Source organism: Enterobacter sp. Cy-643, from assembly GCF_011752815.1.
Taxonomy (GTDB): domain Bacteria; phylum Pseudomonadota; class Gammaproteobacteria; order Enterobacterales; family Enterobacteriaceae; genus Cedecea.
In genome coordinates this window covers 237,505-262,233 of record NZ_VWWV01000003.1, presented here as the reverse complement: position 1 = coordinate 262,233, position 24,729 = coordinate 237,505, and the positions used below count along the sequence as shown (strand labels likewise).

The 24,729-nt window shown below is 56.1% G+C and carries 19 protein-coding genes, 1 tRNA gene and 2 pseudogenes; 12 read left to right on the top strand and 10 right to left on the bottom strand.

Going from position 1 to position 24,729, the window contains the following annotated elements:
* The first annotated feature begins 243 nt into the window (after nucleotides 1–243).
* From F3J29_RS14270 to F3J29_RS14260, 3 genes and pseudogenes are all read left to right on the top strand, one after another.
* Entirely contained in the window at nucleotides 244–693 is a 450-nt protein-coding gene (locus F3J29_RS14270) for a cupin domain-containing protein (protein WP_166867029.1), read from the top strand.
* A 294-nt stretch (nucleotides 694–987) separates the two neighbouring features.
* Nucleotides 988–2,679 (top strand): methyl-accepting chemotaxis protein, encoded by a 1,692-nt coding sequence (locus F3J29_RS14265; RefSeq protein WP_166867027.1) that lies wholly within the window; start codon nucleotides 988–990, stop codon nucleotides 2,677–2,679.
* A gap of 145 nt (nucleotides 2,680–2,824) precedes the next feature.
* Nucleotides 2,825–3,147 (top strand): annotated as a pseudogene (locus F3J29_RS14260) (DUF1889 family protein).
* A 63-nt stretch (nucleotides 3,148–3,210) separates the two neighbouring features.
* Here F3J29_RS14260 and F3J29_RS14255 read toward each other — a convergent pair.
* A tRNA-Ile gene (locus tag F3J29_RS14255) sits at nucleotides 3,211–3,286 on the bottom strand.
* A 126-nt stretch (nucleotides 3,287–3,412) separates the two neighbouring features.
* Between F3J29_RS14255 and mug the strand changes: the two are divergent.
* Nucleotides 3,413–3,913, top strand: a pseudogene (mug, locus tag F3J29_RS14250) (G/U mismatch-specific DNA glycosylase); the annotation flags it as partial.
* A gap of 182 nt (nucleotides 3,914–4,095) precedes the next feature.
* Here the strand turns inward: mug and rpoD are convergent.
* The 3 genes from rpoD to rpsU form a co-directional block, all read right to left on the bottom strand.
* Nucleotides 4,096–5,940: an RNA polymerase sigma factor RpoD gene (rpoD, locus tag F3J29_RS14245; RefSeq protein WP_166867023.1), complete on the bottom strand. Its 1,845-nt coding sequence runs from the start codon at nucleotides 5,938–5,940 to the stop codon at nucleotides 4,096–4,098.
* A 150-nt stretch (nucleotides 5,941–6,090) separates the two neighbouring features.
* A complete protein-coding gene (gene dnaG, locus F3J29_RS14240) occupies nucleotides 6,091–7,836 on the bottom strand; it encodes a DNA primase (protein ID WP_166867021.1) in 1,746 nt (581 codons plus the stop codon).
* 153 nt (nucleotides 7,837–7,989) lie between these two features.
* On the bottom strand, nucleotides 7,990–8,205 hold the full coding sequence (rpsU, locus tag F3J29_RS14235; RefSeq protein WP_001144069.1) for a 30S ribosomal protein S21: 216 nt from the start codon (nucleotides 8,203–8,205) through the stop codon (nucleotides 7,990–7,992).
* A gap of 375 nt (nucleotides 8,206–8,580) precedes the next feature.
* Here rpsU and tsaD point away from each other — a divergent pair, with 375 nt between their 5' ends.
* On the top strand, nucleotides 8,581–9,594 hold the full coding sequence (gene tsaD, locus F3J29_RS14230) for a tRNA (adenosine(37)-N6)-threonylcarbamoyltransferase complex transferase subunit TsaD (RefSeq protein ID WP_166867019.1): 1,014 nt from the start codon (nucleotides 8,581–8,583) through the stop codon (nucleotides 9,592–9,594).
* 44 nt (nucleotides 9,595–9,638) lie between these two features.
* Here tsaD and F3J29_RS14225 read toward each other — a convergent pair whose 3' ends face one another.
* A complete protein-coding gene (locus tag F3J29_RS14225) occupies nucleotides 9,639–10,085 on the bottom strand; it encodes a cupin domain-containing protein (RefSeq protein ID WP_166867017.1) in 447 nt (148 codons plus the stop codon).
* A gap of 190 nt (nucleotides 10,086–10,275) precedes the next feature.
* Here F3J29_RS14225 and trpC point away from each other — a divergent pair, with 190 nt between their 5' ends.
* Nucleotides 10,276–11,070 (top strand): indole-3-glycerol phosphate synthase TrpC, encoded by a 795-nt coding sequence (gene trpC / locus F3J29_RS14220; protein WP_166867015.1) that lies wholly within the window; start codon nucleotides 10,276–10,278, stop codon nucleotides 11,068–11,070.
* 149 nt (nucleotides 11,071–11,219) lie between these two features.
* Nucleotides 11,220–11,450: a hexameric tyrosine-coordinated heme protein gene (locus tag F3J29_RS14215; RefSeq protein ID WP_166867014.1), complete on the top strand. Its 231-nt coding sequence runs from the start codon at nucleotides 11,220–11,222 to the stop codon at nucleotides 11,448–11,450.
* Between the two features lie 78 nt (nucleotides 11,451–11,528).
* On the opposite strand, the gene plsY is transcribed toward F3J29_RS14215, so the two are convergent.
* The gene (plsY, locus tag F3J29_RS14210) at nucleotides 11,529–12,149 is read right to left on the bottom strand and encodes a glycerol-3-phosphate 1-O-acyltransferase PlsY (RefSeq protein ID WP_166867012.1); all 621 of its coding nucleotides are present in this window, start codon (nucleotides 12,147–12,149) and stop codon (nucleotides 11,529–11,531) included.
* 107 nt (nucleotides 12,150–12,256) lie between these two features.
* Between plsY and folB the strand changes: the two genes are divergently transcribed.
* Both folB and bacA read left to right on the top strand, forming a co-directional pair.
* Nucleotides 12,257–12,625, top strand: coding sequence for a bifunctional dihydroneopterin aldolase/7,8-dihydroneopterin epimerase (gene folB / locus F3J29_RS14205; RefSeq protein ID WP_166867010.1), 369 nt, complete (start codon nucleotides 12,257–12,259; stop codon nucleotides 12,623–12,625).
* A 115-nt stretch (nucleotides 12,626–12,740) separates the two neighbouring features.
* A complete protein-coding gene (bacA, locus tag F3J29_RS14200) occupies nucleotides 12,741–13,562 on the top strand; it encodes an undecaprenyl-diphosphate phosphatase (RefSeq protein WP_166867008.1) in 822 nt (273 codons plus the stop codon).
* 12 nt (nucleotides 13,563–13,574) lie between these two features.
* Here bacA and F3J29_RS14195 read toward each other — a convergent pair whose 3' ends face one another.
* Both F3J29_RS14195 and F3J29_RS14190 read right to left on the bottom strand, forming a co-directional pair.
* On the bottom strand, nucleotides 13,575–14,816 hold the full coding sequence (locus F3J29_RS14195; RefSeq protein ID WP_166867006.1) for a multifunctional CCA addition/repair protein: 1,242 nt from the start codon (nucleotides 14,814–14,816) through the stop codon (nucleotides 13,575–13,577).
* 81 nt (nucleotides 14,817–14,897) lie between these two features.
* On the bottom strand, nucleotides 14,898–15,518 hold the full coding sequence (locus F3J29_RS14190) for a TIGR04211 family SH3 domain-containing protein (RefSeq protein ID WP_008460042.1): 621 nt from the start codon (nucleotides 15,516–15,518) through the stop codon (nucleotides 14,898–14,900).
* A 235-nt stretch (nucleotides 15,519–15,753) separates the two neighbouring features.
* Between F3J29_RS14190 and F3J29_RS14185 the strand changes: the two genes are divergently transcribed.
* Genes F3J29_RS14185 through hldE form a run of 3 tightly spaced genes read left to right on the top strand, consistent with a single transcriptional unit; the run spans nucleotide 15,754 to nucleotide 21,411 of the window.
* On the top strand, nucleotides 15,754–17,052 hold the full coding sequence (locus F3J29_RS14185; RefSeq protein ID WP_166867004.1) for a CYTH domain-containing protein: 1,299 nt from the start codon (nucleotides 15,754–15,756) through the stop codon (nucleotides 17,050–17,052).
* Nucleotides 17,053–17,075: 23 nt separating this feature from the next.
* Entirely contained in the window at nucleotides 17,076–19,934 is a 2,859-nt protein-coding gene (gene glnE, locus F3J29_RS14180) for a bifunctional [glutamate--ammonia ligase]-adenylyl-L-tyrosine phosphorylase/[glutamate--ammonia-ligase] adenylyltransferase (protein WP_166867002.1), read from the top strand.
* A gap of 49 nt (nucleotides 19,935–19,983) precedes the next feature.
* Nucleotides 19,984–21,411, top strand: coding sequence for a bifunctional D-glycero-beta-D-manno-heptose-7-phosphate kinase/D-glycero-beta-D-manno-heptose 1-phosphate adenylyltransferase HldE (hldE, locus tag F3J29_RS14175; RefSeq protein WP_166867000.1), 1,428 nt, complete (start codon nucleotides 19,984–19,986; stop codon nucleotides 21,409–21,411).
* Between the two features lie 47 nt (nucleotides 21,412–21,458).
* Here the strand turns inward: hldE and F3J29_RS14170 are convergent, their stop codons facing one another.
* A complete protein-coding gene (locus tag F3J29_RS14170; RefSeq protein ID WP_166866998.1) occupies nucleotides 21,459–22,802 on the bottom strand; it encodes an NCS2 family permease in 1,344 nt (447 codons plus the stop codon).
* 16 nt (nucleotides 22,803–22,818) lie between these two features.
* Nucleotides 22,819–24,606 (bottom strand): adenine deaminase, encoded by a 1,788-nt coding sequence (locus F3J29_RS14165; protein WP_166866996.1) that lies wholly within the window; start codon nucleotides 24,604–24,606, stop codon nucleotides 22,819–22,821.
* Between the last annotated feature and the right edge of the window lie 123 nt (nucleotides 24,607–24,729).

Below are 24,729 nucleotides of genomic sequence, written 5' to 3'. Positions count from 1 at the left end.
GTTCTTTTTAGCATAAAGACAAATTTAGTTTATATTCGAATGAAATAAATAATTACGGCTCACTGCGGTGTTTACGCGTGATTATTTTCTTTATGTATATTTAATTTATTAACTAAATAAACTTGCTGAGCGCGATATTGACGAAATTGACAGCCTCTGATGTACTAACCTGGAATTTTGTTTTTTACCGCGACGATTTATTCGCCGAAAAAGTGATGGCTGAAATTAACTCTGGACGCAATTATGAAAAGAAGAACACGGCTTATGTTGGCCACTGCAGGTTTGCTTATTTCAATGTTTGGACATGCCGAAGCCACAAGGGCAGATACCAGTGAGCACCGTATTCCAGCGGTAAAATTGATTAACACGGCTGATAATCACTCTGTGTTTGTAAAAGGTTCTATTCCCTCTCTGGCGAAACTTTCTTCTGAAAACCTCTATTTCAGTAATACCTTTGAAGAGTGGCAGAAAGGTGTGCATCCGGCACCGAAAAAACAGTACGTAGTTACCCTGAAAGGCAAGCTGAAGTTCAAGGTTAGTGACGGCTCCACATTCATCATCGAGCCAGGAACCGTGCTGCTTGCGGCCGATACCGCCGGCGAAGGGCACAGCTGGGATATCGTGGACGGCAAGGAGTGGGTACGGGTTTATATCCCGGTGGGTGACGACGATCGCTTCATCGCAGATAAATAATTCCGGTACAGATAAAGCGTTAATTTCAGCCCCGTTAACCATAGAATGGACGGGGCTGCTACGCCTAAAAATAGTAGTTTTAATTCTTCTGTAAAATATAAATTCATTTATTGCTTGTCATTTTATTGTCATTTTTTATGTGGTCAGATCGTTGCAAACAATGGCTAAAGAAGTCTTTCAGGCTGCCGATAAAAAACGATAATTCAAAAAACACCGCCGCAACCGTTGATGTGATTTCTGTCAATTGCCTTCTCTTATTGCCTGCGATATAACCATTAAAGCTCAGAGGGATTTATGAACAAACTGAAGAATATGCGCCTTAGTACCATGCTGGGGGCTGGCTTTGCGCTGGTTATCGCCATTGGGTTCTTTGTCGCATTATTTGCCAGAATGCAGTTAGTGTCTGTTGGAAATAACCTTAATTATGCAGCCAATGTCCGACTGGTGAATTTGCTGCTGATCGTAAAAATCAAGGATAATATTACCGATAACGCCCACGAAATTCGTGATATGGCGTTGTTTACCACGCTGCCGCATACTGAAGCCGAGAGTCGGGCCTACATTACAAAAACCAACCAGGCACTCGAAAAGCGTATCCAGGACAACAATGTCCTCTTGAAGCAGCTGGATAAGGCGCTGAAGCTCAAGCGTTCCCGCGAGCTGTTCGACAACCTGAACGCTGTCCGCCCGGCTTATTCCCAGGCGCTCCGCAAGGTGATGAGCGTCAGTGCGGCCGGGCAGTATGATGCCGCCCGTGCGCTAGTCATCAGTGAAGTTGTGGCTCCGCAGGCCAGAGTGCTCGATGCGCTCAGCGAGATGATTAACGATCATTCCGGTAGCACAGTGGGCATGGCTCGTGGCTATGTGGAGGACGCTCATTTTGCCGGTAACCTGTTGTTGGTTATTACGATTATCAGCGCCGTGATCGGCTCTTTGATTGCCTGGGGCATTGGACGAGCGGTGAAAGGCCAGCTTGGCGGTGAGCCCGTTTATGCTGTCTCCGTTGCTAAACAAGTTTCTGAGGGCCAGCTCAATACCGCCGTTGAGCTGAAGCAAGGGGACACCAGAAGTCTGCTCGCGGCTATGGATGAGATGCGTAGCCGCCTGCTCGGGGTAGTACGTGACGTCCGGGACAGTAGCCATTCGATCTCCGTGGGGGCCAGTGAAATTGCGGCTGGCAGCACCGATCTCAGCCAACGTACCGAAGAGCAAGCGGCCAGCCTGCAGGAAACGGCCGCTTCTATGGAACAAATGAGCCAGACCATTCAGCAGAATGCCGAGACGGTGCGCACCGCGACTCGCCTGGCCAACTCTGCCAGCGAAACGGCCACGGAAAGCGGGAATGCCGTCAATAATCTGGTGCTGACGATGCGCGAAATTAGCGAAAGCTCGCAGAAAATTGGCGACATTATTAGCGTTATCGACGGCATTGCCTTCCAGACAAACATTCTGGCGCTGAATGCCGCCGTCGAGGCCGCTCGGGCAGGGGAATCCGGACGCGGATTTGCGGTCGTTGCCGGAGAGGTCCGCTCGCTGGCGCAGCGCTCCGCTTCGGCGGCCAGTGAGATCAAAGCTCTGATTGAGGACAGCATGCGTACGGTCACAAAAGGATCGGATATGGTGAGTTCGGCGGGAACGACGATCGATGACCTTGTCCAGCAGTCCCACCGCGTGGCCGGGCTGATCTCTGAAATTGGCGTGACGACGGAAGAGCAGGGCCAGGGCATCGCACAGATAAACGTGGCTATCACTCAGTTGGATCAGGTCACGCAGCAGAATGCTGCGCTGGTGGAAGAGTCTGCCAGCGCCGCTGAAAGCCTCAGCGATCAGGCCACTCGCCTGGTACAGTTGATGAGTATCTTCAATACCGGGCAGGTAATTACCGCGGCTACCGCCCGCCAGGCTAAGCCGGCACCTGCTTCTGCCGCCCGCAAACCTGAGCTTGCCACGAACGGTGGCGGCTCAGATAACTGGGAGCAGTTCTAATCCTCAGTGGCTGCCTGCCGGGCGCAGAGTAGCCAAATCCGAATATGGGTGAGGTGAGCAGAGGCCTTAAACGTGACTGACCCGGAAAAAATGAAGTTTGATTAATGGTACATTTGATCTCGCTTGTCACAGACTTATTGATTAAGTGGTTAATTTAAAGGATAAATTATGCCAACAGCGATTGATAAAGCATTAGACTTCATTGGTGGTATGAATACCTCGGCCTCCGTGCCGCACCCTATGGATGAGAGCACCGCGAAGGGAATGTTGAGATATCTCAAACAGCTGGGCGTTCCGGTTAGCGCTGAAGACGTCACGGCCCGAGGCGCCCAAGAGGGATGGAACGCCGACTTCACGAAAAAAGTCGCCGGTTGGGCGCACAAGGTGGAGTCCGGTAACCGCCTGGTGATTAAAAACCCTGAATATTTTTCTGCCTATATGAAGGAAGAGCTCCGGGCGCTGGTGTGAGCTGAATACTTCGTCGCTCTAAGAAGCAAAAAGGCTGACGATTTCTCGTCAGCCTTTTTTGTTTGGTGGCCCCTGCTGGACTTGAACCAGCGACCAAGCGATTATGAGTCGCCTGCTCTAACCACTGAGCTAAGGGGCCGTGGCGCTGAATTATAATGTAACTGTCGATGACGATCCAGCGCTTAAATGGTATGTGCTTATTTTATAAACAATGGCTAATCAATCCCTTATACTGCCCATTCGATTCATTCAGCTGAGAAATACAATGGTTAGCGATATCCTTCAGCCGGACCTTCGGGTCGTGTTCTGCGGCATTAATCCGGGAAAATCATCCGCTCATCTTGGGCTGCCTTTTGCGCACCCTGCCAATCGCTTCTGGAAAGTGCTTCACCTGGCGGGCTTTACCGACCGGCAGCTCAAGCCTGAGGAGGCGCAGCTGTTGCTTTCCTACGGCTGCGGCGTGACGAAACTGGTGGAGCGGCCAACCGTGCAGGCCAACGAAGTGGCGCTGCAGGAGCTGCGTGCCGGCGGGCGCGAGCTTATCGCAAAGATGCAGGAGTACCAGCCGGGCGTGCTGGCGATTCTGGGCAAGCAGGCGTTTGAGCAGGCTTTCAGCCAGCGTGGCGCGAAATGGGGCAGGCAGGAGATTACCCTCGGTGATACCGAGGTGTGGATTTTGCCCAATCCGAGTGGCTTGAGCCGCATCACGGTGGATAAGCTGACGGAAGCCTATAAAGAGCTGAATGAGTCGCTGGCGGCGCGCGGGCGGGTAGGGTCTGGTGTTGCTGGAGCCCTCACCCCGGCCCTCTCCCAGAGGGAGAGGGGGAATTAAAAGCTGTGTACGGAGGGAGAAGGGGAATTAAAAGAGGCGCCTGAAAAACGGCAGCAGACAGAAATTCAAGGCAAAAAAAAGCTCCCAGGCGGGAGCTTTTCAATTTTGAGAACTGATTAATCGTCCAGGAAGCTACGCAGCACTTCAGAGCGGCTTGGGTGGCGCAGTTTGCGCAGCGCCTTCGCTTCGATCTGGCGGATACGTTCGCGGGTAACATCGAACTGTTTACCCACTTCTTCCAGCGTGTGGTCGGTATTCATGTCGATACCGAAGCGCATACGCAGGACTTTCGCTTCACGCGCGGTCAGGCCAGCCAGAACGTCGTGCGTTGCGGAACGCAGGCTTTCGGAAGTGGCAGAATCCAGCGGCAGCTCGAGGGTCGTGTCCTCGATGAAATCACCCAGATGCGAATCTTCATCGTCGCCGATTGGCGTTTCCATGGAGATAGGCTCTTTGGCAATTTTCAGCACTTTACGGATTTTGTCTTCCGGCATCAGCATACGCTCGGCTAACTCTTCCGGCGTTGGCTCACGGCCCATCTCCTGCAGCATCTGGCGCGAAATACGGTTGAGCTTGTTGATGGTCTCAATCATATGCACCGGAATACGGATGGTACGCGCCTGGTCGGCGATGGAGCGAGTGATAGCCTGACGGATCCACCAGGTTGCATAAGTCGAGAACTTATAGCCACGGCGATATTCAAACTTATCAACGGCTTTCATCAGGCCGATGTTGCCTTCCTGAATCAGATCGAGGAACTGCAGACCACGGTTGGTGTATTTCTTGGCGATAGAAATAACCAGACGCAGGTTGGCTTCAACCATCTCTTTCTTCGCGCGGCGCGCTTTCGCTTCACCAATGGACATGCGGCGGTTGATGTCTTTTACCTGCTCGATAGTCAGGCCGGTTTCTTCTTCGATCTGCTGCAGTTTCTGCAGGCTGCGGTGAACGTCATCGGACACGTCGTGCAGCTTCTCAGACCACGGCTTATTCATCGCGATGGCCGCGTTGAACCAGGTTTCGCTGGTTTCGTTGCCGGTAAACAGCGTGATGAAGTTTTTCTTCGGCATTTTGCACTGCTCAACGCACAGTTTCATGATGATACGTTCTTGGGTACGAACGCGATCCATCATGACGCGCATGCTGTTGACCAGGTAGTCGAACTGTTTCGGCACCAGGCGGAACTGTTTGAACACTTCAGACAGCTGCAGGATCTCCGCGGCGGCGTCAGCGTGGCTGCGGCCCTTCGCTTTGATGGTGTCGCGAGTCAGTTCGTACTGCTTGCGCAGCTCACCAAATTTTTCGCGCGCCAGTTCCGGGTCGATGCTGTTGTCATCGTCGGAGCTGTCGTCATCAGACTCTTCGTCTTCATCCTCGTCGTCGTCCATCTCTTCCTGAGAGAGTTCTGAACCGACGTGGGTTGCGGTTGGCGCAAGATCTTCTTCCGCGTTCGGATCAACAAAGCCGGTGATAAGGTCGGACAGGCGCGCTTCTTCAGCTTCGACGCGATCGTACTGCTCCAGCAGATAGGTGATCGCTTCCGGGTACTCGGCAACCGAGCACTGTACCTGGTTGATACCGTCTTCGATACGCTTCGCGATATCGATCTCACCCTCACGGGTTAACAGTTCAACGGTCCCCATTTCGCGCATGTACATACGCACGGGGTCGGTGGTACGTCCAATTTCGGACTCCACGCTGGACAGCACCTGGGCAGCCGCTTCTTCCGCGTCTTCATCGGTGCTGTTAGAGTTTTCAGCAAGCAAAAGATCATCGGCATCAGGGGCTTCTTCCATCACCTGAATACCCATGTCGTTGATCATTTGGATGATGTCTTCGATCTGATCGGAGTCGACGATATCTTCCGGCAGATGGTCATTGACCTCGGCATAGGTCAGATAGCCTTGCTCCTTACCACGTTGGACAAGAAGCTTGAGCTGTGACTGCGGGTTTTGCTCCATAAGACGGTATCCACACTTCAGTATTAGGGTTGTGTCGGTAGGCGTTGCCGCCAACAATAACGTACGAGGGCTGATTTATTTTTATGCCGCAGCCCGTCCGTGCGGCGTTCGGGGGTGACCCGATCAATGTTCGGCAGTTAAGCCGCGAATCTATTTTTTGGCGCGCGATTGCGTGATCACGCGAACTTCTTCACGCTCCGCCGGGGTAAGCCCCGTCGTTCTGGAACGTGCCATTAATTCTTCAAACCTCAGCTCCAGCGCCGACTCAAAAAGATGATCCAGCGAGTCGGTGAACGTTTTTTCAGCAATGTCCTTATCTGCTATATCGTCCCACGCCGAGAGTTTTTCAAGGGTCGCGGCCTCATTTGTGCCACGATATTGTTCCAGCAGCTGCCCGGTAGTGAGTCCTGGATGCGCCAGGCAGGCGTCAACCAAGCCGCTAAACAGCGTTAAGCCCGGCAGCTTTTCGGCATTCAGCCCGCTTAGTGGCGGGACCAGCGGAGCCAGTTCCGGATTCTGTACCAATAACCCTATCAGTATACGCATGGTTGTGCGTTTTAGCTGAGGCGCCGGGCGAGGTGTTGCCCCTTCGACCTGTTTGGGCATCAGCTTTTCAAGCTGGCTGTCGTCCAGAATGCCGAGTTTATTACCCAGCTCCTGGCGCAGATAGATACGCAGCGTTTCGCCGGGTACCTGGCTAATCAGCGGCAGAGCCAGCGTACTCAGCCGTGCTCTTCCGTCTGGCGTACTTAAGTCAACCTGCGGCAGCAGGCTGTTAAACAGGAACGTGGAGAGCGGCTGAGCCTGCTCCATCCGCGCTTCAAACGCGTCCTTTCCCTCTTTGCGCACCAGCGTATCCGGGTCTTCGCCGTCGGGCAGGAACATAAACCGCAGTTGGCGACCGTCCGTCATATAAGGTAGCGCAGTTTCCAGCGCTCGCCATGCCGCGTCTCGTCCAGCGCGATCGCCGTCATAACAGCAAACAACGTTATCCGTAACCCGGAACAGCAGCTGAATATGGTCGGCGGTTGTGGAGGTGCCAAGAGAAGCAACGGCGTACGAAATGCCGTACTGCGCCAGCGCCACCACATCCATATATCCTTCGACTACCAGAAGGCGCGCCGGTTCCGGCTGGCTCTGCTGGGCTTCATACAGGCCATACAGCTGGCGGCCCTTGTGAAAAATGTCGGTTTCCGGGGAGTTCAGGTATTTCGGCAGGGCATCGCCCAGCACGCGTCCACCAAACCCAATGACCCGGCCGCGTTTATCGCGAATCGGGAACATGACCCGCTCGCGGAAGCGGTCATAGCTGCGGCCCTGGTCGTTAGTGACCAGCATGCCCGCGTCGGTCAGCGCCTGGCGGTTTTCACCGTTGCCGCCAAAGCGTTTAAGCGCATTATCCCAGCCGGGCGGCGCATAGCCGATGGCGAAATGGCTAATGACTTCATCGCTCAGGCCGCGCTTGCCCAGATACTGACGCGCCGGTTCTGCGGCGGGCTGCTTCAGGGACTGCTGATAAAAGGCGTTCAGGCCGTCCATCAGTTGATACAGGCTTTGGCGCTGGTGTCGTTCGATCTGGCTTGGGCCGTTGCCGGCTTCGTACGGCACTTCAAGGTTGTGCATGGTCGCCAGCTCTTCAACGCTTTCGACAAACTCGAGCTTGTCGTAGTTCATCAGGAAGTCGAGGGCATTGCCGTGCGCGCCACAGCCGAAGCAGTGGTAAAACTGTTTATCACCGTTCACGGTGAAAGAGGGGGTTTTCTCGTTATGGAATGGACAACATGCGTGGTAATTCTTGCCCTGCTTTTTCAGCTTCACGCGAGCGTCGATCAGGTCGACGATGTCGGTGCGAGCGATCAGGTCATTGATAAAAACACGCGGGATTCGTCCAGCCATAGGCCCCATGCTATATCCGTCATCTCTCAGGCGGTGGCCTAAAAGCTCAGGGATATGTCAGTTTATAAACGAGAATAAGCCGCGCATTCCTTTCGGAAGCACGGCCTTATAACTACTACTCAGTCTGAAGTTGAGGAGTGAATCCTCAGAAGATTAGTACAGACGAGTGCGGCGTGCGTTTTCGCGAGCCAGTTTCTTCGCGTGGCGTTTCACAGCAGAAGCTTTAGCGCGCTTACGTTCGGTCGTTGGTTTTTCATAGAACTCACGACGACGGACTTCCGCCAGAACGCCTGCTTTCTCGCAGGAACGCTTGAAGCGACGCAGTGCTACGTCGAACGGCTCGTTTTCACGTACTTTAATTACCGGCATGTAACTCTCACCTTTAATAATTCGGTTTGCCGCTGGCATACAGGCCAGCTTAATTCAAAATGGTGCGGAATTTTACTGCAACTCTTGCTGCTTTGTAAAGCACCGAACGACCAGAAACCTGGCTTTTAGGGCCGGTATCTTCCAGGGCCGCAGATTATACACCATAAGGTGCACCCAGGGGCAGCAAAGTTTTACTCCCCGTCATCCTTTGAGCCGCAGCTGCACCGTCTGCACTCGCTTACCCCAGTCACTTACCTAAGTAAGCTCCTGGGGATTCACGCCCTTGCCGTCTGGCGGCAACTCAAATGCTATAGGGTATACAAAGGAAGCCACCGGGATTAAACTTCGCGCCGGGCCAAAGAGGTAAAACAAGCCATGCGTGTACTGGGAATCGAAACATCCTGTGATGAAACCGGCATCGCCATTTATGACGATGAGAAAGGGTTATTAGCCAATCAATTGTATAGTCAGGTGAAACTTCACGCTGACTACGGCGGCGTGGTGCCAGAGCTGGCCTCTCGCGATCACGTCCGCAAGACCGTGCCGCTTATCCAGGCCGCGCTGAAAGAAGCCGGATTAACCGCCAAAGATATCGACGGCGTGGCGTACACAGCAGGGCCGGGTCTGGTGGGCGCGCTGCTGGTTGGCGCAACCATTGGCCGCTCGCTGGCGTTTGCCTGGGATGTGCCTGCCGTGCCGGTCCACCACATGGAAGGCCACCTGCTGGCCCCGATGCTGGAAGACAATCCGCCCGAGTTTCCGTTTGTCGCGCTGCTGGTTTCCGGCGGCCATACCCAGTTGATCAGCGTCACCGGCATTGGTCAATATGAACTGTTGGGTGAGTCTATCGACGATGCGGCAGGCGAAGCCTTCGATAAAACCGCTAAGCTGCTGGGGCTTGACTACCCGGGCGGGCCGCTGCTTTCCAAAATGGCGGCTCAGGGTACGCCGGGGCGCTTCACCTTCCCACGTCCGATGACAGACCGTCCGGGTATGGATTTTAGCTTCTCTGGCCTGAAAACCTTCGCGGCAAACACCATTCGTGATAACGACGCTGACGAACAAACTCGCGCGGATATCGCCCGCGCCTTTGAAGATGCGGTGGTGGATACGCTGGCGATTAAATGTAAACGTGCGCTCGAACATACCGGTTTTAAACGCCTGGTAATGGCGGGCGGCGTGAGCGCCAACCGAACTCTGCGCGCGAAGCTGGCCGAGATGATGACTAAACGTCGCGGCGAAGTGTTTTACGCGCGCCCGGAGTTTTGCACCGATAATGGCGCCATGATCGCCTATGCCGGGATGATTCGCCTGAATGCAGGCACTTCTGGCGATCTGAGCGTTAGCGTTCGCCCGCGCTGGCCGCTGGCAGAGCTACCCGCCGCCTGATAAACGAGAAAAAAAGGAGTGGAACCACTCCTTTTTTATTTGGGTTAGAAAGGCGTTGGGCCCAGCACGGTTACTGCGAGTTGTTCGGCAATGGCCATCAACTGGTCCATATCCTGAGCAGCAATCAGCCGCAGCGCCTGCTCAACGCCTCCGGGTGTACAGGTCATTAGCAGCCGCATGGGCTTATCGGTTCTGTTGGCCCATGCGTGTGGAATACCTCTTTTTAACAGCAGCGATTCGCCGGCGCTGGCATCAATAACCTTTTCCCCGTAGGCAATCCGGGCTGTGCCCTCGAGGACAAGGGCATACTCATCTTCGTTGGTATGAACGTGAAGCGGCGTTCCGTCGCCCGGCTGTGAAACGATCTCCACCACCGAGTAAAGACCACCGGTCTGCTCCGCAGAGACGCGAATCAGGCAAGCTTCGCCCGGCCGTGTTTGCAGCCACTGTGCCGATGCTTCCAGCGCCGTTGAGTGCGATGTTGTATTCAAGATGTTGGCCTCAGTAAAAGTGTTTTGCAGGTGAAACTGTTTTTTTTCCTCTCCACTTTAGGCTCCCCACATCCCGCGCTGCATCTCTGGAGTGTAATAATATGCAACAAACGAAAGCGGCGTTAGCCCGGTACTTTCAGCTCAGGATCCGGCACTCTAAGGTGATACCCGACTGAACCTGGAGAACCCTGTGTCCGATATTCTCAGCAAAATTATCGCCGTTAAGCATGAAGAAATTATCGCTGCCAAAAAAATGATTTCCCTGAGCCAGCTTGCCGAACAGGCCGCTGCTCAGAACCACCGTGATTTTGTTGCTGCGCTTCGCCACAAGCGTGATGCCGGCCTGGCGGGGGTGATTGCCGAAGTTAAAAAGGCCAGTCCGTCAAAAGGGTTAATTCGCGAAAATTTCAATCCCGCAGAGATTGCAGCCTCTTACCAGCAGGGCGGTGCTGCCTGCCTGTCAGTGCTGACTGACGTGCAGTTTTTCCAGGGAAGCGCCGCTTATTTGCAGCAGGCGCGTGCCGCCTGTGAGCTGCCGGTTTTACGCAAAGATTTTATGATCGATCCGTGGCAGGTTATGGAAGCCCGGGCGATGGGGGCGGACTGCATCCTGCTTATTGTCTCTGCCCTTGAAGACAGCCAGATGCAAGAGCTGGAAGTGCAGGCTCATGAACTGGGCATGGCGGTGCTGGTAGAGGTGCATGACGCCGATGAGCTGGAACGTTCGCTTCGTTTGACTACGCCGCTTATCGGCGTGAACAACCGTAATTTGCGCACCTTCGAGACCACGATCGAAACGACCATCAGCCTGCTGGCTCAGCTGCCGGCGGATCGCATGGTTGTTACTGAGTCCGGGATTGCCACGCGCGAACATGTGGTTCGCCTGCGTGAAGCTAACGTGAACAACTTCCTCGTGGGGGAAGCTTTTATGCGGGCAGATGAGCCGGGCCAGGAGCTAGCTGCGATGTTTTTCCCCGCTCGGTAAACGGCAGAATACATGTTAAACCAGAGCTAAAGCCCGCTGAGATAGCGGGCTTTTTTATTGATTTTTGCCAGGATTATGTTGATAAATGTCGTGCACTTAAGGTGCATAGTAAATGCAATTTATACAATAACGATAATGAGTGGGACAATATGAGCGATAAATGGTTAACAACGCTGATAACGAGCGATCCGCAGACAGGGTATGAACTGGCGGTGACGCTTAGCCGTCGGGGAGTCAAAACCGTCCAGCCAGACCCGGAAGTGTTGAAAAAGCTGCGTCCGGTCTACGCGAATGATGCTGATGCGCTGATTGCCTCATCGCAGGTGATAGCGATTCATTTCCAGACGATTGCTGCGGCGAATAATTACTGGAAGGCTTAGCGGTTAGCGGATTTGCCTAAGAAAAAGGAGTGATAAATCACTCCTTTGTTGTTTCTGCGAGGCTAAAACAAGACAACGTTATTCAGACTCGTCTTTTTTCTTTTTCTTTTTAAATCGCGCCCAGATTTTCGTTTCCTGGCCCCGCCACAGGCGCTGAATATTGTCGTGATGACGCATCAGGATCAGGCAGGAGAGCATTGCTACCGGGAAGGTAAACTGCGGCTTGAACCACCAGACATAAAACGGGGCAATCAGCGCGCTGATAATGGCACCGAGGGAAGAATAGCCGCTCAGAAGTACGCTCAGCAGCCAGGTGCCAGCCATCACGCCGGTTAAATCCCAGCCGATGGGCGCAATAGCGCCAAACGCCGTGGCGACACCTTTACCGCCGCGAAACTTAAAGAACACCGGCCAGATATGGCCCATGCAGGCGGCAATAGCAATCAGGCCAAGCCAGAAGGGCGCCACACCCAGGGCCCAGGCCGCCCAGACCGGCAGCATGCCTTTCAGCACATCAAAAATTAGTACCGCTACGGCTGCACCTTTACCGCCAATGCGTAACACATTGGTTGCACCTGGATTACCGGAGCCGCTCTCGCGTGGATCGGGGAGACCGGCAATGCGGCACACCAGAATGGCGCTAGAAATCGAGCCGCAAAGATACGCGAAGATAATCATACCAGGCGCGATTGCACTCATAACGCTGTTCCATGTTGAAAGTGTCGAAGTCTTCTTTGCATCTGTGGATAATACGCATATTTCGCCGGAAGTGGTATCCGGCATGACTAAAAACCGGGCAGGGCGTGATGGACATTGTATTTATAGAGCAACTTTCGGTAATCACCACTATTGGTGTTTACGACTGGGAACAAACCATTGAACAGAAGCTGGTGTTCGATATCGAAATGGCCTGGGATAACCGCAAAGCCGCAGGCAGTGATGATGTCAACGACTGCCTCAGCTATGCGGATGTCAGCGAAGCGGTTATAAAGCACGTGAGCGGGGGGCGTTTTGCGCTGGTAGAACGCGTTGCTGAAGAGGTTGCGGAACTGCTGCTAACCCGCTTTAATTCACCGTGGATTCGGCTGAAGGTGAGCAAGCCCGGCGCTGTTGCACAGGCCGCTAACGTGGGCGTTATCATCGAGCGTGGCGGTAATCTGAAACAAAGCAAATAATGGGCTGAACGTTAAACCAAACGGCGAAAGGCTGGTCTTAACGATGTATCTTTTTGCGGCAGGCGTCGAACGTGTGCCGTTTTTTTGTGTTCGTTTTTGGGATGAGGGGTAAGTGATGAGCGATTTACCAACGTTGGCGATAGCCGCCATTCTTGGCGTTGTGGAAGGATTAACGGAGTTTTTACCGGTATCGTCTACCGGGCACATGATCATCGTAGGGCATCTTTTAGGCTTCGAGGGTCAGACGGCGGAAACTTTTGAGGTGGTTATTCAACTGGGTTCTATTCTCGCCGTGGTCGTGATGTTCTGGCGTCGTCTGTTTGGTTTGATTGGCATCCACTTTGGTCGTCCTCCTGAGCATGAAGGGGTAGGTACCGGCCGTCTTTCTCTGATTCATATTTTGCTTGCTATGATCCCGGCGGTAGTGCTCGGCCTTGTCCTGCACGATGCCATTAAATCGCTGTTTAACCCGGTCAACGTGATGTATGCCCTGGTGGTTGGCGGCGTGCTGCTGATTGTCGCCGAGTGCTTTAAGCCAAAGGTACCGCGTGCCGTAGGCGTGGACGACATCACCTACCGCCAGGCGTTTATGATTGGCTGTTTCCAGTGTCTGGCGCTTTGGCCGGGGTTCTCTCGTTCCGGAGCGACGATTTCCGGTGGGATGCTGATGGGCGTTAGCCGCTATGCGGCTTCTGAGTTTTCATTCCTGCTGGCGGTGCCGATGATGATGGGGGCGACGGCGCTCGATCTCTATAAGAGCATCGGCTTCCTGACAATGGGTGACCTGCCGATGTTTGCCGTGGGCTTTGTCACGGCGTTCATCGTGGCGCTGGTCGCCATCAAAACCTTCCTGCAGCTGATCAAGCGTATTTCGTTTATTCCGTTTGCGATTTACCGCTTTGTAATTGCCGCCGTGGTTTTCTTTATCTTCACCTAGTGATGACTGCCCTCAGCCTTGCGGCTGGGGGCAATGCGCTTCCTTCCAGGCCGCAACGGCCTTAATTCTCCGTCTGGTCAGCTCTTCGCGAATCGCCGGGCCTGTATATCCAGCTTCAATCACTTCCTTATTCGTCACGCTCTGCGCCGCAATCCAGGCCGCGCGTAGCATTCTACCTTGGGGATAGTCGCTGGCCTCAAAACCGGTGCGCCCGCGAGCATCTGCTTCGCTGGTTAAGGCAATTTGCTCCACGCGCTGCGGCTTGCGCCAGGCATCAATAGCGTCGAACAGCTTGATCACCGTTTTGGGCTGCAAAATCGGGAAGGTATGGATCAGGTCGTGGAATTCGGCGACCAGTTTTGCCAGGTCACGAATTTCGTTTGGCACGCGGAGGCGGGCACAAAGTTTTTCCACAAGCTTAACGCCTGCCGAGCCGTGGCCGTGGTGGCTGGGCCATTTTTCCTTTGGCGTCAGCCCTTTCCCTAAATCGTGACATAGCGTGGCGAAGCGGACGTCCACCGCAGGGCTAAGCTGGGCGGCAATAGACAGCGTCATCAGCGTATGAATACCGGTGTCGATCTCCGGGTGCCACTTTGCCGGAGCAGGAACGCCGTAAAGCGCGTCGATTTCCGGGAACAGGACTTTCAGGGCGCCGCATTCGCGCAGCACGGCAAAAAAGACCTGCGGATTGCGGCTGGTCAGCGCATTTTCCGTCTCTTTCCACACGCGTTCGGCGGTGAGATGCGCAATTTCGCCGTTGTCCGTCATGGCTCGCATCAGGGCGAGCGTTTCCGGCGCTATCTGGAAATTAAGATGGGCATAACGTGCAGCAAAACGCGCCACGCGCAGCACGCGCAGCGGGTCTTCATTGAAAGCCGGTGAAACATGGCGAAGCAGGCGACGCTCGATATCGGCCAGGCCGTTATACGGGTCAATAAGCTCGCCGTTCTCATCCTGAGCAATAGCGTTGATCGTCAGGTCGCGACGCAGGAGATCCTGTTCAAGCGTGACGTCCGGCGCGGAATAGCAGGTAAAGCCGGTATAACCCGGACCCGATTTCCTTTCGGTGCGGGCCAGCGCATACTCTTCGTGGGATTGCGGATGCAGGAACACCGGGAAGTCTTTCCCGACCTGTTCGTAGCCTTCATCCAGCATTTGCTGAGGCGTTGCCCCAACCACAACCCAGTCTTTATCCTTAACCGGCAGTTTTAATAACCCGTCACGAACCGCACCACCGACAAGATAAATCTTCACGCTTTACACCCCAGGCACCGTTATTGAACCACGAATGGTAAGTGTAGATGCGAGGGGGAATCAACGGCTAATGTGCCGCCGTTAGTTCATCCAGCGGTCTTTCTTCTTGCGGCTTGGGATCATGTGCGGAAGCAGCAGGCCAATCAGCAGGCCAAAGCCTGCCACGCCGCCGCCATACATAAACCACTGCATGATGATGGCACGCTGTTTGTCGTCAAGCTGGACGTTGGCGGCATCCACCTTTTTCTTGGCGACGATAAGCTGGTTTTTGAGCTGCTGATTCTCGTCCTTCAGGCCGTTAATCACGGTGTCGCTCTGGGCCACTTTCTGCTGCATTTCAGCGGTACGCTGGTTCCAGGTTGTGTCGATATTGTTCAGCTTGTCGGTCAGCGTTTTGACCTGGTTTTCCAAATCGGGCACGCGAGTACGCAGGCTTGGGGTGGTGCTTAGCTGTGCGAGGGGGATCCAGGAGGTACGTCCGTTGCTGTCACGTACCTGCCCGTATTTGGTTTCTTCGTTGCTTTGCAGCAGCGTGACTTGTTCCCCTGCGTTGACGGTGCCAACCAGGCGGTAGTTATCGCCCGGGCCGCTGCGGACCCAGGTGTTTAATTCATCAGAGACATAACGTTTTTCTTCGGCATGAGCCACGACGGAAACGCTAAGGGAGAGCAAAGTGAGGCAAATCAGGCGTAATTTCTGCATTATTTCGTCGTTATTTTCATAAAGTGTGGAACGATAGTAGTGGCAACAGTCTGACGGCGCAATCCGTAAACCTGAATGAGAATCATCCTGATGTCAATTTGACCATCCGGTGTTCCCGCACTACCGCAAATTCGCTACCCGACAGGGTATTTTGTCGTACTATTACAGACCTAATCGACGCTATTTAGTTCGCCGGGCGATCGCCTGGTGTGACGTAAACATAAGTAAAGAAGACATGGCCCAGGAAATCGAACTTAAATTCATCGTTAATCCTGCAGCGCTTGACGCGCTGCGTGACAAACTAAATGCCCTGCAGGGCGAGCACAGCGACCCGCGTCAGTTGCTCAATATTTATTATGAAACGGCGGATAACCTGCTGCGTCGCCACGACATGGGGCTGCGTATTCGCGGTGATGCCGGGCAATACGAAATGACGATGAAAATCGCGGGTCGTGTGACCGGCGGGCTGCATCAGCGCCCTGAATACAACGTGGCGCTAAGCAAGCCAGAGCTGGATCTTGCTTTACTGCCAGCAGAAGTTTGGCCGGAAGGGCTGGATGTGGCGACTTTACAGGCCGAGGTGAGGCCGCTGTTCAGTACGGATTTTGCGCGCGAAAAGTGGGTAGTTACTCACGGTGAAAGCCGCATTGAACTGGCGTTGGATCTGGGTGAAGTGAAAGCCGGTGAGCACCAGACGCCCATCTGCGAGCTTGAACTCGAGCTGCTGAGCGGTGAGACGGCTGATTTACTGGCTCTGGCGGAAAACCTGGTCACCGAACCTGGCCTGCGCCAGGGCAGCCTGAGCAAGGCGGCCCGGGGCTATCACCTGGCCCAGGGCGATGCGGTGCGCGAAGTGAAACCGCTGGGCGTGCTCTATCCGCCGGCCAAAGCCAGCGTTGAGCAAGGTCTGGAAGGTTCTCTGGAGCTGGCGCTCGCCCACTGGCTGTACCATGAAGAATTATGGCTTAGCGGCGTGAAAGCGGCTAAGCAGCAGGTGATTGATAGCGTGGGTCTGGTGCGCCATGCCCTCGCGCTTTTTGGCGGCATCATTCCAAGAAAAGCGAGCACCCACTTACGTGAGCAGCTGATTGCGCTCGAAGCACGCTTTGCCGGTGACGAAAAAGCCGAAGCGATTGTCTATAGCGCCCAGGCAAGCAGCGCTAAGCTGGCGCTGACCCGCTGGCTGGTGGAGCGCCAGTGGCAGCCGTTCATTGATGAGAAAGGCCGCACGAAGCTGGATAGCTCCTTTAAACGTTTCGCGGATACGCATCTTTCCCGCCATGCGGCTGAGCTAAAAGATGCGTTCCAGCGCCCGCTGGGGGATGCATACGCGGACCAGCTGCCGCGCCTGGCGCGTGAAACGGATGCGATCCGCCTGCTGGCCGGAGTGTACAGCGATGCGCAAACCCAGCCGTGGCTGGAAAACTGGCAGGGGCTGCGTCACGCCATCGTTACCCGCCAGCGTGTAGAAATTGAGCATTACCGAAACGAAGCGATCTCGCAGGCGCCTTTCTGGCTGCACAGCGGGAAATAATAGACTGGTAACGGATACCCACCATGATGGCGCTGACCCCTTTATTACAGCAGCACCTGCAGGCGTTTTTACCGCGTCTGCCGCAAGAGATTGACTCCCTGACACTGAGCGAAGAAGCTCGCGCGGTGCTGGCGATAAGTGATTTTGTTGGTGACAGCGTGGTGGCGTATCCCGCCTGGCTGCAAACCCTGCAGCAGGATGCCCCTACGGCTGACGAATGGCAGCATTATGCCGCCTGGCTTCAGCAGGATCTGCAGGATGTGCACGACGAAGCGGCATTGATGAAAGCGCTGCGTTTTTTCCGCCGCCGCATTATGGTGCGAATCGCCTGGGCGCAGGCGCTTGAGCAGGTGGATACGCAAAGTACGCTGCAGCAGCTGAGCGTGCTGGCGGAAACGCTGATTGTTGCCGCCCGCGACTGGCTTTATGCCGCCTGCTGCCGCGAATGGGGCACACCCTGCAACGCTGCCGGAGAGCCGCAGCCGCTGTTGATCCTTGGCATGGGAAAACTGGGCGGCGGTGAACTGAATTTCTCTTCCGATATCGACCTGATTTTTGCCTGGCCGGAAAACGGCTCAACCCAGGGCGGGCGGCGTGAACTGGATAACGCCCAATTCTTCACCCGCATGGGGCAGCGCCTGATTAAAGTTCTCGACCAGCCAACGCAGGACGGTTTTGTGTATCGCGTGGATATGCGCCTCCGTCCGTTTGGCGACAGCGGTCCGCTGGTGCTGAGCTTTGCCGCGCTGGAGGATTACTACCAGGAGCAGGGGCGCGACTGGGAACGCTACGCGATGGTAAAAGCGCGGATTATGGGCGATAACGACGATGCCTGGAGCCAGGAGCTGCGTAACATGCTGCGGCCATTTGTGTTCCGTCGCTACATCGACTTCAGCGTAATTCAGTCCCTGCGGAACATGAAGGGCATGATTGCCCGCGAAGTCCGTCGCCGTGGGCTAACGGACAATATTAAGCTCGGCGCCGGCGGCATTCGCGAAACCGAGTTTATCGTGCAGGTCTTCCAGCTCATCCGCGGTGGCCGGGAGCCTTCGCTGCAGTCCCGCTCGCTACTGCCCACCCTGGAGGCCATTCAACAGCTGCATCTGCTGCCGGAAGACGATGCGCAGAAACTGCGGGCGGCTTACCTCTACCTGCGTCGTCTGGAAAACTTACTGCAAAGCATCAACGACGAGCAGACCCAAACCTTGCCCGGCGACGATCTTAACCGTGCCCGACTGGCCTGGGCGATGCAGTCGGCAGACTGGGAGGCACTGCAGCAAACGCTGCAGCTGCATATGAACGACGTGCGTCAGGTCTTTAACGATTTGATTGGCGACGACGAGCCGGAAGCCGGTGAAGATAAAGTTTCTGAAGGCTGGCGCGAGCTATGGATCGACGCTCTGGATGCCGATGAAAACACGGCGGTGCTGAGTCATTTAACTGCTGAGGCGCGGGCGGAATTACTTAAGCAAGTTAGCCATTTCCGGCAGGAGATCGACAGGCGTACCATTGGGCCGCGTGGCCGCCAGGTGCTGGATCAACTTCTGCCTAACTTGCTGAGCGAAGTCTGCTCCCGGGCCGAGGCGCCGCTGACGTTTTCCCGCCTGACGCCGCTGCTGTTTGGGATCCTCACCCGAACAACTTATCTGGAGCTGCTCAGTGAGTTCCCCGGCGCGCTTAAGCACCTGATTACGCTCTGTGCGGCCTCGCCGATGATTGCCGCGCAGCTTGCCAGCTATCCGCTGCTGCTGGATGAACTGCTCGACCCCAATACGCTGTATCAGCCCACGGCAATGGACGCCTACCGCGACGAACTGCGTCAGTATCTGCTGCGCGTGCCGGACGAAGACGAAGAGCAGCAGCTCGAAGCGCTACGTCAGTTCAAACAGGCGCAGATGCTGCGCGTAGCGGCCGCCGATATCGCTGGCACTTTGCCGGTGATGAAGGTCAGCGACCATCTGACCTGGCTTGCGGAAGCGATCCTCGACGCGGTTGTGCAGCGCGCCTGGGCGCAAATGGTGGCGCGCTACGGCCAGCCTCGTCATTTGCAGGACAGAGAAGGACGCGGCTTTGCCGTACTGGGCTATGGCAAACTGGGCGGCTGGGAGCTGGGCTACAGTTCCGACCTGGACCTGGTTTTCCTGCATGATTGCCCGATGGAAGTCATGACGGACGGCGAACGTGAAATCGATGGCCGTCAGTTTTATCTGCGCCTGGCGCAGCGCATCATGCATCTGTTTAGCACGCGTACCTCGACCGGGATTTTGTACGAAGTTGACGCTCGCCTCAGGCCTTCCGGTGCCGCAGGTATGCTGGTCACCACCGCAGAATCTTTTGCTGATTATCAGAAGAACGAAGCCTGGACCTGGGAGCATCAGGCGCTGGTCCGCGCCCGCGTGGTGTACGGCGATCCGGCGCTTAACCGCCAGTTTGACGCTATTCGCCGCGAAATCCTTTGCACGCCGCGTGAAGGAGAAGCCTTGCAGGTAGAAGTGCGCGAGATGCGTGAAAAAATGCGCGCGCATTTAGGCAATAAGCACCGCGATCGCTTTGATATTAAAGCCGATGAGGGCGGGATCACCGACATCGAATTTATTACGCAATATCTGGTGCTGCGCTACGCCAGCGAAGCGCCGAAGCTAACCCGCTGGTCCGATAACGTGCGCATCCTGGAACTGATGGCGCAGAACGACATTATGGATGAAGCGGAGGCCAACGCGCTGACTCACGCCTATGTCACGCTGCGGGATGAATTGCACCATCTGGCGCTGCAGGAATTGCCGGGCCACGTCGCGCTGGACGCCTTTGTTAAAGAGCGTGAGCAGGTGCGCCGGAGCTGGCAAACCTGGCTTGGCGAGCCGCAAACGCACGCGGGAGAGTAATTATGTTATCATCCCGCGCAAAATTTTATCCCTCGCTGGAGAGTCAGGAATGAAAGTAACGCTGCCCGAATATAGCCGTGCAGGCGTCATGGTGGTTGGTGATGTGATGCTGGATCGCTACTGGTACGGCCCAACCAGCCGTATTTCGCCGGAAGCCCCGGTGCCGGTGGTGAAAGTCGATACCATCGAAGAACGCCCTGGCGGCGCGGCTAACGTGGCGATGAACATTGCCTCGCTGGGCGCGAATTCTCGCCTGGTTGGTCTGACCGGTATTGACGATGCGGCGCGCGCGCTCAGCCAGAGCCTGGCCGGGGTCAACGTGAAGTGCGACTTTGTTTCTGTTCCGACTCACCCGACAATTACCAAGCTGCGCGTGCTGTCCCGCAACCAGCAGCTGATTCGCCTCGACTTCGAAGAAGGGTTTGAGGGCGTCGATCCTGAGCCGCTGCACGAGCGTATCAGCCAGGCGCTGCCGCAGATTGGCGCGCTGGTGCTTTCCGACTACGCAAAAGGCGCCCTGGCGACCGTGCAGCAGATGATTCACCTGGCACGTGTTGCCAACGTCCCGGTGCTCATCGACCCGAAAGGTACCGACTTTGAGCGCTACCGTGGCGCAACGCTGCTGACCCCGAACCTGTCAGAATTTGAAGCCGTGGTTGGCAAGTGCAAAACCGAAGCCGAGTTGGTGGAACGTGGCATGAAACTGATCGCCGACTATGAGCTGTCGGCGCTGCTGGTGACGCGCTCCGAGCAGGGTATGACGCTTCTGCAGCCGGGCATTGAGCCCTTCCATCTGCCGACTCAGGCGCAGGAAGTTTATGACGTAACCGGGGCCGGTGACACGGTGATCGGCGTGCTGGCGGCAACGCTTGCGGCGGGGAACTCGCTGGAAGAAGCCTGTTACTTCGCGAATGCCGCGGCTGGCGTGGTGGTTGGCAAGCTGGGGACGTCAACCGTTTCTCCGGTCGAGCTGGAAAACGCGGTGCGCGGTCGCGCGGAAACGGGCTTTGGCGTGATGACCGAAGCCGAGCTGAAAGTTGCGGTTGCCGCTGCTCGCAAGCGCGGTGAGCGCGTGGTGATGACCAACGGCGTGTTCGATATCCTGCATGCGGGCCATGTTTCCTACCTGGCCAACGCGCGCAAGCTGGGCGACCGCCTGATTGTCGCGGTCAACAGCGACGCTTCAACCAAACGGCTGAAAGGGGAAACCCGGCCAGTTAACCCGCAGGATCAGCGTATGATCGTGCTGGCTGCGCTGGAAGCGGTGGACTGGGTGGTGCTGTTTGAAGAAGACACGCCTCAGCGCCTGATTGGTGAAGTCCTGCCGGATCGTCTGGTGAAAGGCGGCGACTACAAACCGGAACAAATTGCCGGGAGCAAAGAGGTTTGGGCCAACGGCGGGGAAGTGATGGTACTGAACTTCGAAGATGGCTGCTCTACCACCAATATCATCAAGAAGATTCAAAATAACGGCTAAATTGGCCGTTAAGAAAAAAGCCTCTCGTTTGAGAGGCTTTTCTGTTTCTAGTGCTTCACTAACGTGGCGAAGTAGTACGCCAGCGGAACGGCCAGCAGGTAAAGCCCCACCGGGATTTCACGCCATTTACCGGCAATCACCTTAATGATGATATAGAACAGCAGGCCGCCAGCGATCCCGGTCCCGAAGCTGTTGGCGATAAGCGTGATCATCACCATCATCAGCACCGGCAGACCTTCGGTGAAGTTGCCCAGATCCACTTTGCGCAGGCCGCTGAACATGTTCAGGCCGATAAGGATCAGCGCGGGCGCGGTTGCCTCTTTCGGGATCATCAGTGCCACCGGGGTAAACAGCAGCATCAGCAGAAACATTACCGCTGCCGCCAGCGCGGTCAGGCCGGTTTTGCCCCCCGCTTCTGCCGCCGCCGAAGACTCAATCAGCGCCGTAGCCGCCGGAATGCCAACCCACGGGCCAAGCGCGGCGGCAATAGAATCCACCATAAACGGGCGGTTGATGTGCGGCATGTTGCCATGTTCGTCCAGCAGGCCAGCTTCGCCACCCACCGCCAGCGTCGTGCCCATGGTGGAGAAAAACTCTGAGGCAAAGAAGACAAACAGGAACGGCAGGAAGGCGATATTCAGCGCGCCGAGCATATCCACGTGCCCCAGCACCGGCGTCAGCGAGTGCGGCATGGCGATAAAGCTCTGCGGCAGGTGAGTGACGCCCAGAGGAATACCGACCAGAGTGGCAAACAGAATCGCCCATAAAATGGCTCCCGGCACGCGGCGAGCCTGAAGCGCAATCGCCAGGAACAGGCCGCACAACGCCACGACAGCGCCAGCAGAAGTGAAGTCACCGAGCGCCAGCGCGTTGGTTTTGGCGTTGGCGAGCACCAGCCCGGCGTTGCGGAAGCCCAGCACCGCAACAAACAGGCCGATGGAGGCCGTCAGCCCAAGCTTGATCGACTGCGGTACCGAGCGCGTGACCACTTCACGCAGGCCAAGGCGGGTCAACGCAAAGAACAGAATGCCTGACCAGCAGGCGATGCCGAGGCCAATCTGCCAGCCAATATGCTCGCTCCCGGCAAGCGTCACGCCGACCAGAACCGAACCGCCGATGCCCGGCCCGACAATAAACGGCAGGTTGCCGTAAAACGCCATCAGCAGCGTGCCGAGGACAAAAACAACGATCGTCCCGGTGGTTGCCGCGCCTTTATCCATCCCGCCCACGGCCAGCAGGCCGGGGATAACAACCAGCAAATAGGCGGCGGCGAGAAAGCCAGTGATGCCCGCGAGGCATTCGGTTTTCACTTTGCTTTGGCGGCTACGAAGCTGGAATCGCCGCTCCAGCCAGCTTTCGCTGGCGGCCTGAGACACTGAATTTTCGGCCATTATTTGGCTCTCCGGATTAATGTGTTGTGTGTGCGTCTGCCGGGTGTGCGTGGCATTCAATAAGCGGGTCGACGATCTGGCGAGTGCTGCCGTCCGTCAGTCCCAGGTCGGTCAAATGTGGCCCGGCGTTACAGGCCAGGCAGGTGCCTTCGATGGCCTTGAACACGCGGTACGGCGGCTCCCAGTCGGCGACTTTATTGCTCAAGTCACGGAGTTGAGCAAACTGCTGCGCCAGATCGGCGGCGGGAAGGTCGGAGAGCATCCCGGCAATCGGCATTTCTACCTTAGCCAGCATCTGCTCGTTCTGGCTAAGCGCCATTCCGCCTCCGCAGGCGATCAGTTCGTTAGCAGCGAGCGCCATGTCCTGCGGATCTCTGCCGAGGACAACCAGGTTGTGCGAGTCGTGCGAATAAGTGGTGGCAATCGCGCCGCGCAGTTCGCCCCAGCCTTCGAGCAGCGCCAACTGTGGTTTTGCCTCATGGCGACCGTGGCGGTGCTGAACCCAAATCAGACTGAAGCCGTCCGGGATCTGAACTTCGCCGTGCCGGACTTCCACCTCGACTTCACTCCACTGGGTGAAGCGAGCGCCCTTGATGTGGCGCAGGCGCGCGCGGCCATTGTTAACCGGCACCTTGAGAACAAAATCGTTCGGACTCAGCGGCTGCAGCCGAACGGTATCTCGCGGGGGAACAATAGACGGTGCCGCGACGGGCTCCAGCATTTTTCCCTGCTCTGCAACGAGCTTACCGGCGACATAAACGGTTCGGGCGCTCAGTTTTTCCAGCGAATCGAAGACCACCAGATCGGCGGTGCGGCCTGCGGCAATCAGGCCGAGGTCTGGGCGTTGCAGACGCAGCGAAGCGTTAAGCGTGGCCAGGCGCAAAGCATCCTCGGCCTTCATGCCGTGCTCAATGAGTAAGTTCAGCAGGGCAACGATGCCGCCTTTTGCCAGCAGCATGTCTGGCGGCACGTCGTCGGTGCAGACGGTGACCTGCGATGACAGATGCGGCAGGCCGTTCAGGGCGGCGACAATCTCCGGCAGCAAATACGGATGTGAGCCGCGTATCTCCAGGGTCAGCCCGGCACGCAGTTTTTCCAGCGCGTCGGCTGCGGAGGTCAGTTCATGGTCTGAGGTCACGCCAGCGGCAAGATAGGCCTGCAATCCTGCGCCGTTCAGGCCACGGGCATGTCCTTCAATCAGTTTGCCGCTTTCCAGGCCAGCATTAAGAATTTCCAGCATTCTTTCGCTGCCGTTGAGCACGCCGTGCATATCCATCACTTCGGCTACGCCCGCGACTTCCGGCCATGAAAGCAGCGTTTCCATCTCTTCCCCGGCAAAATCAGCGCCGGACATTTCCAGGCCCGGCGTGGAAGGCACGCTGGACGGGGCCGCGCAGATTACGCGCAGCGGCAGGTTGCGGCTGGCGTCAACGGCGTAACGCACGCCCTCAATACCGAGCACGTTCGCCAGCTCGTGCGGATCCCAAAAAATTGTTGTGGTGCCCTGGGCGACGACGATTTCCGCATAGCGCGCGGGTGGCAGGTGGGAGCTTTCAACGTGGACGTGGGTATCAATCAGCCCTGGGCTGAGATAGTTTCCGGCGAGATCGTGAATCTGTGCGGCATCTCCCCGGCTGCCGCGTGGATGTACGCTGGCGATGAGCGTGCCGACAAGGCCAACATCTGCCTCACGGATTTCACCGGTTGCCATATCCACGATCCGGCCATTGATGAGCAGCAGGTCGAAAGGCGTTTCTCCCAGGGCGGCTTTTACCGCGCGGCGACGTAAATCAGCAGGGGTCATGACGGGTTCCAAAAAAGGGGCTCTGACGGCTACTCTAGGGAGGGGAATACGCTTTGCCCAGATGATTTAATTTATCAGCCGATAAGAAACGTTTATCCTGTGGCAAACGTTTACCTGGCAACC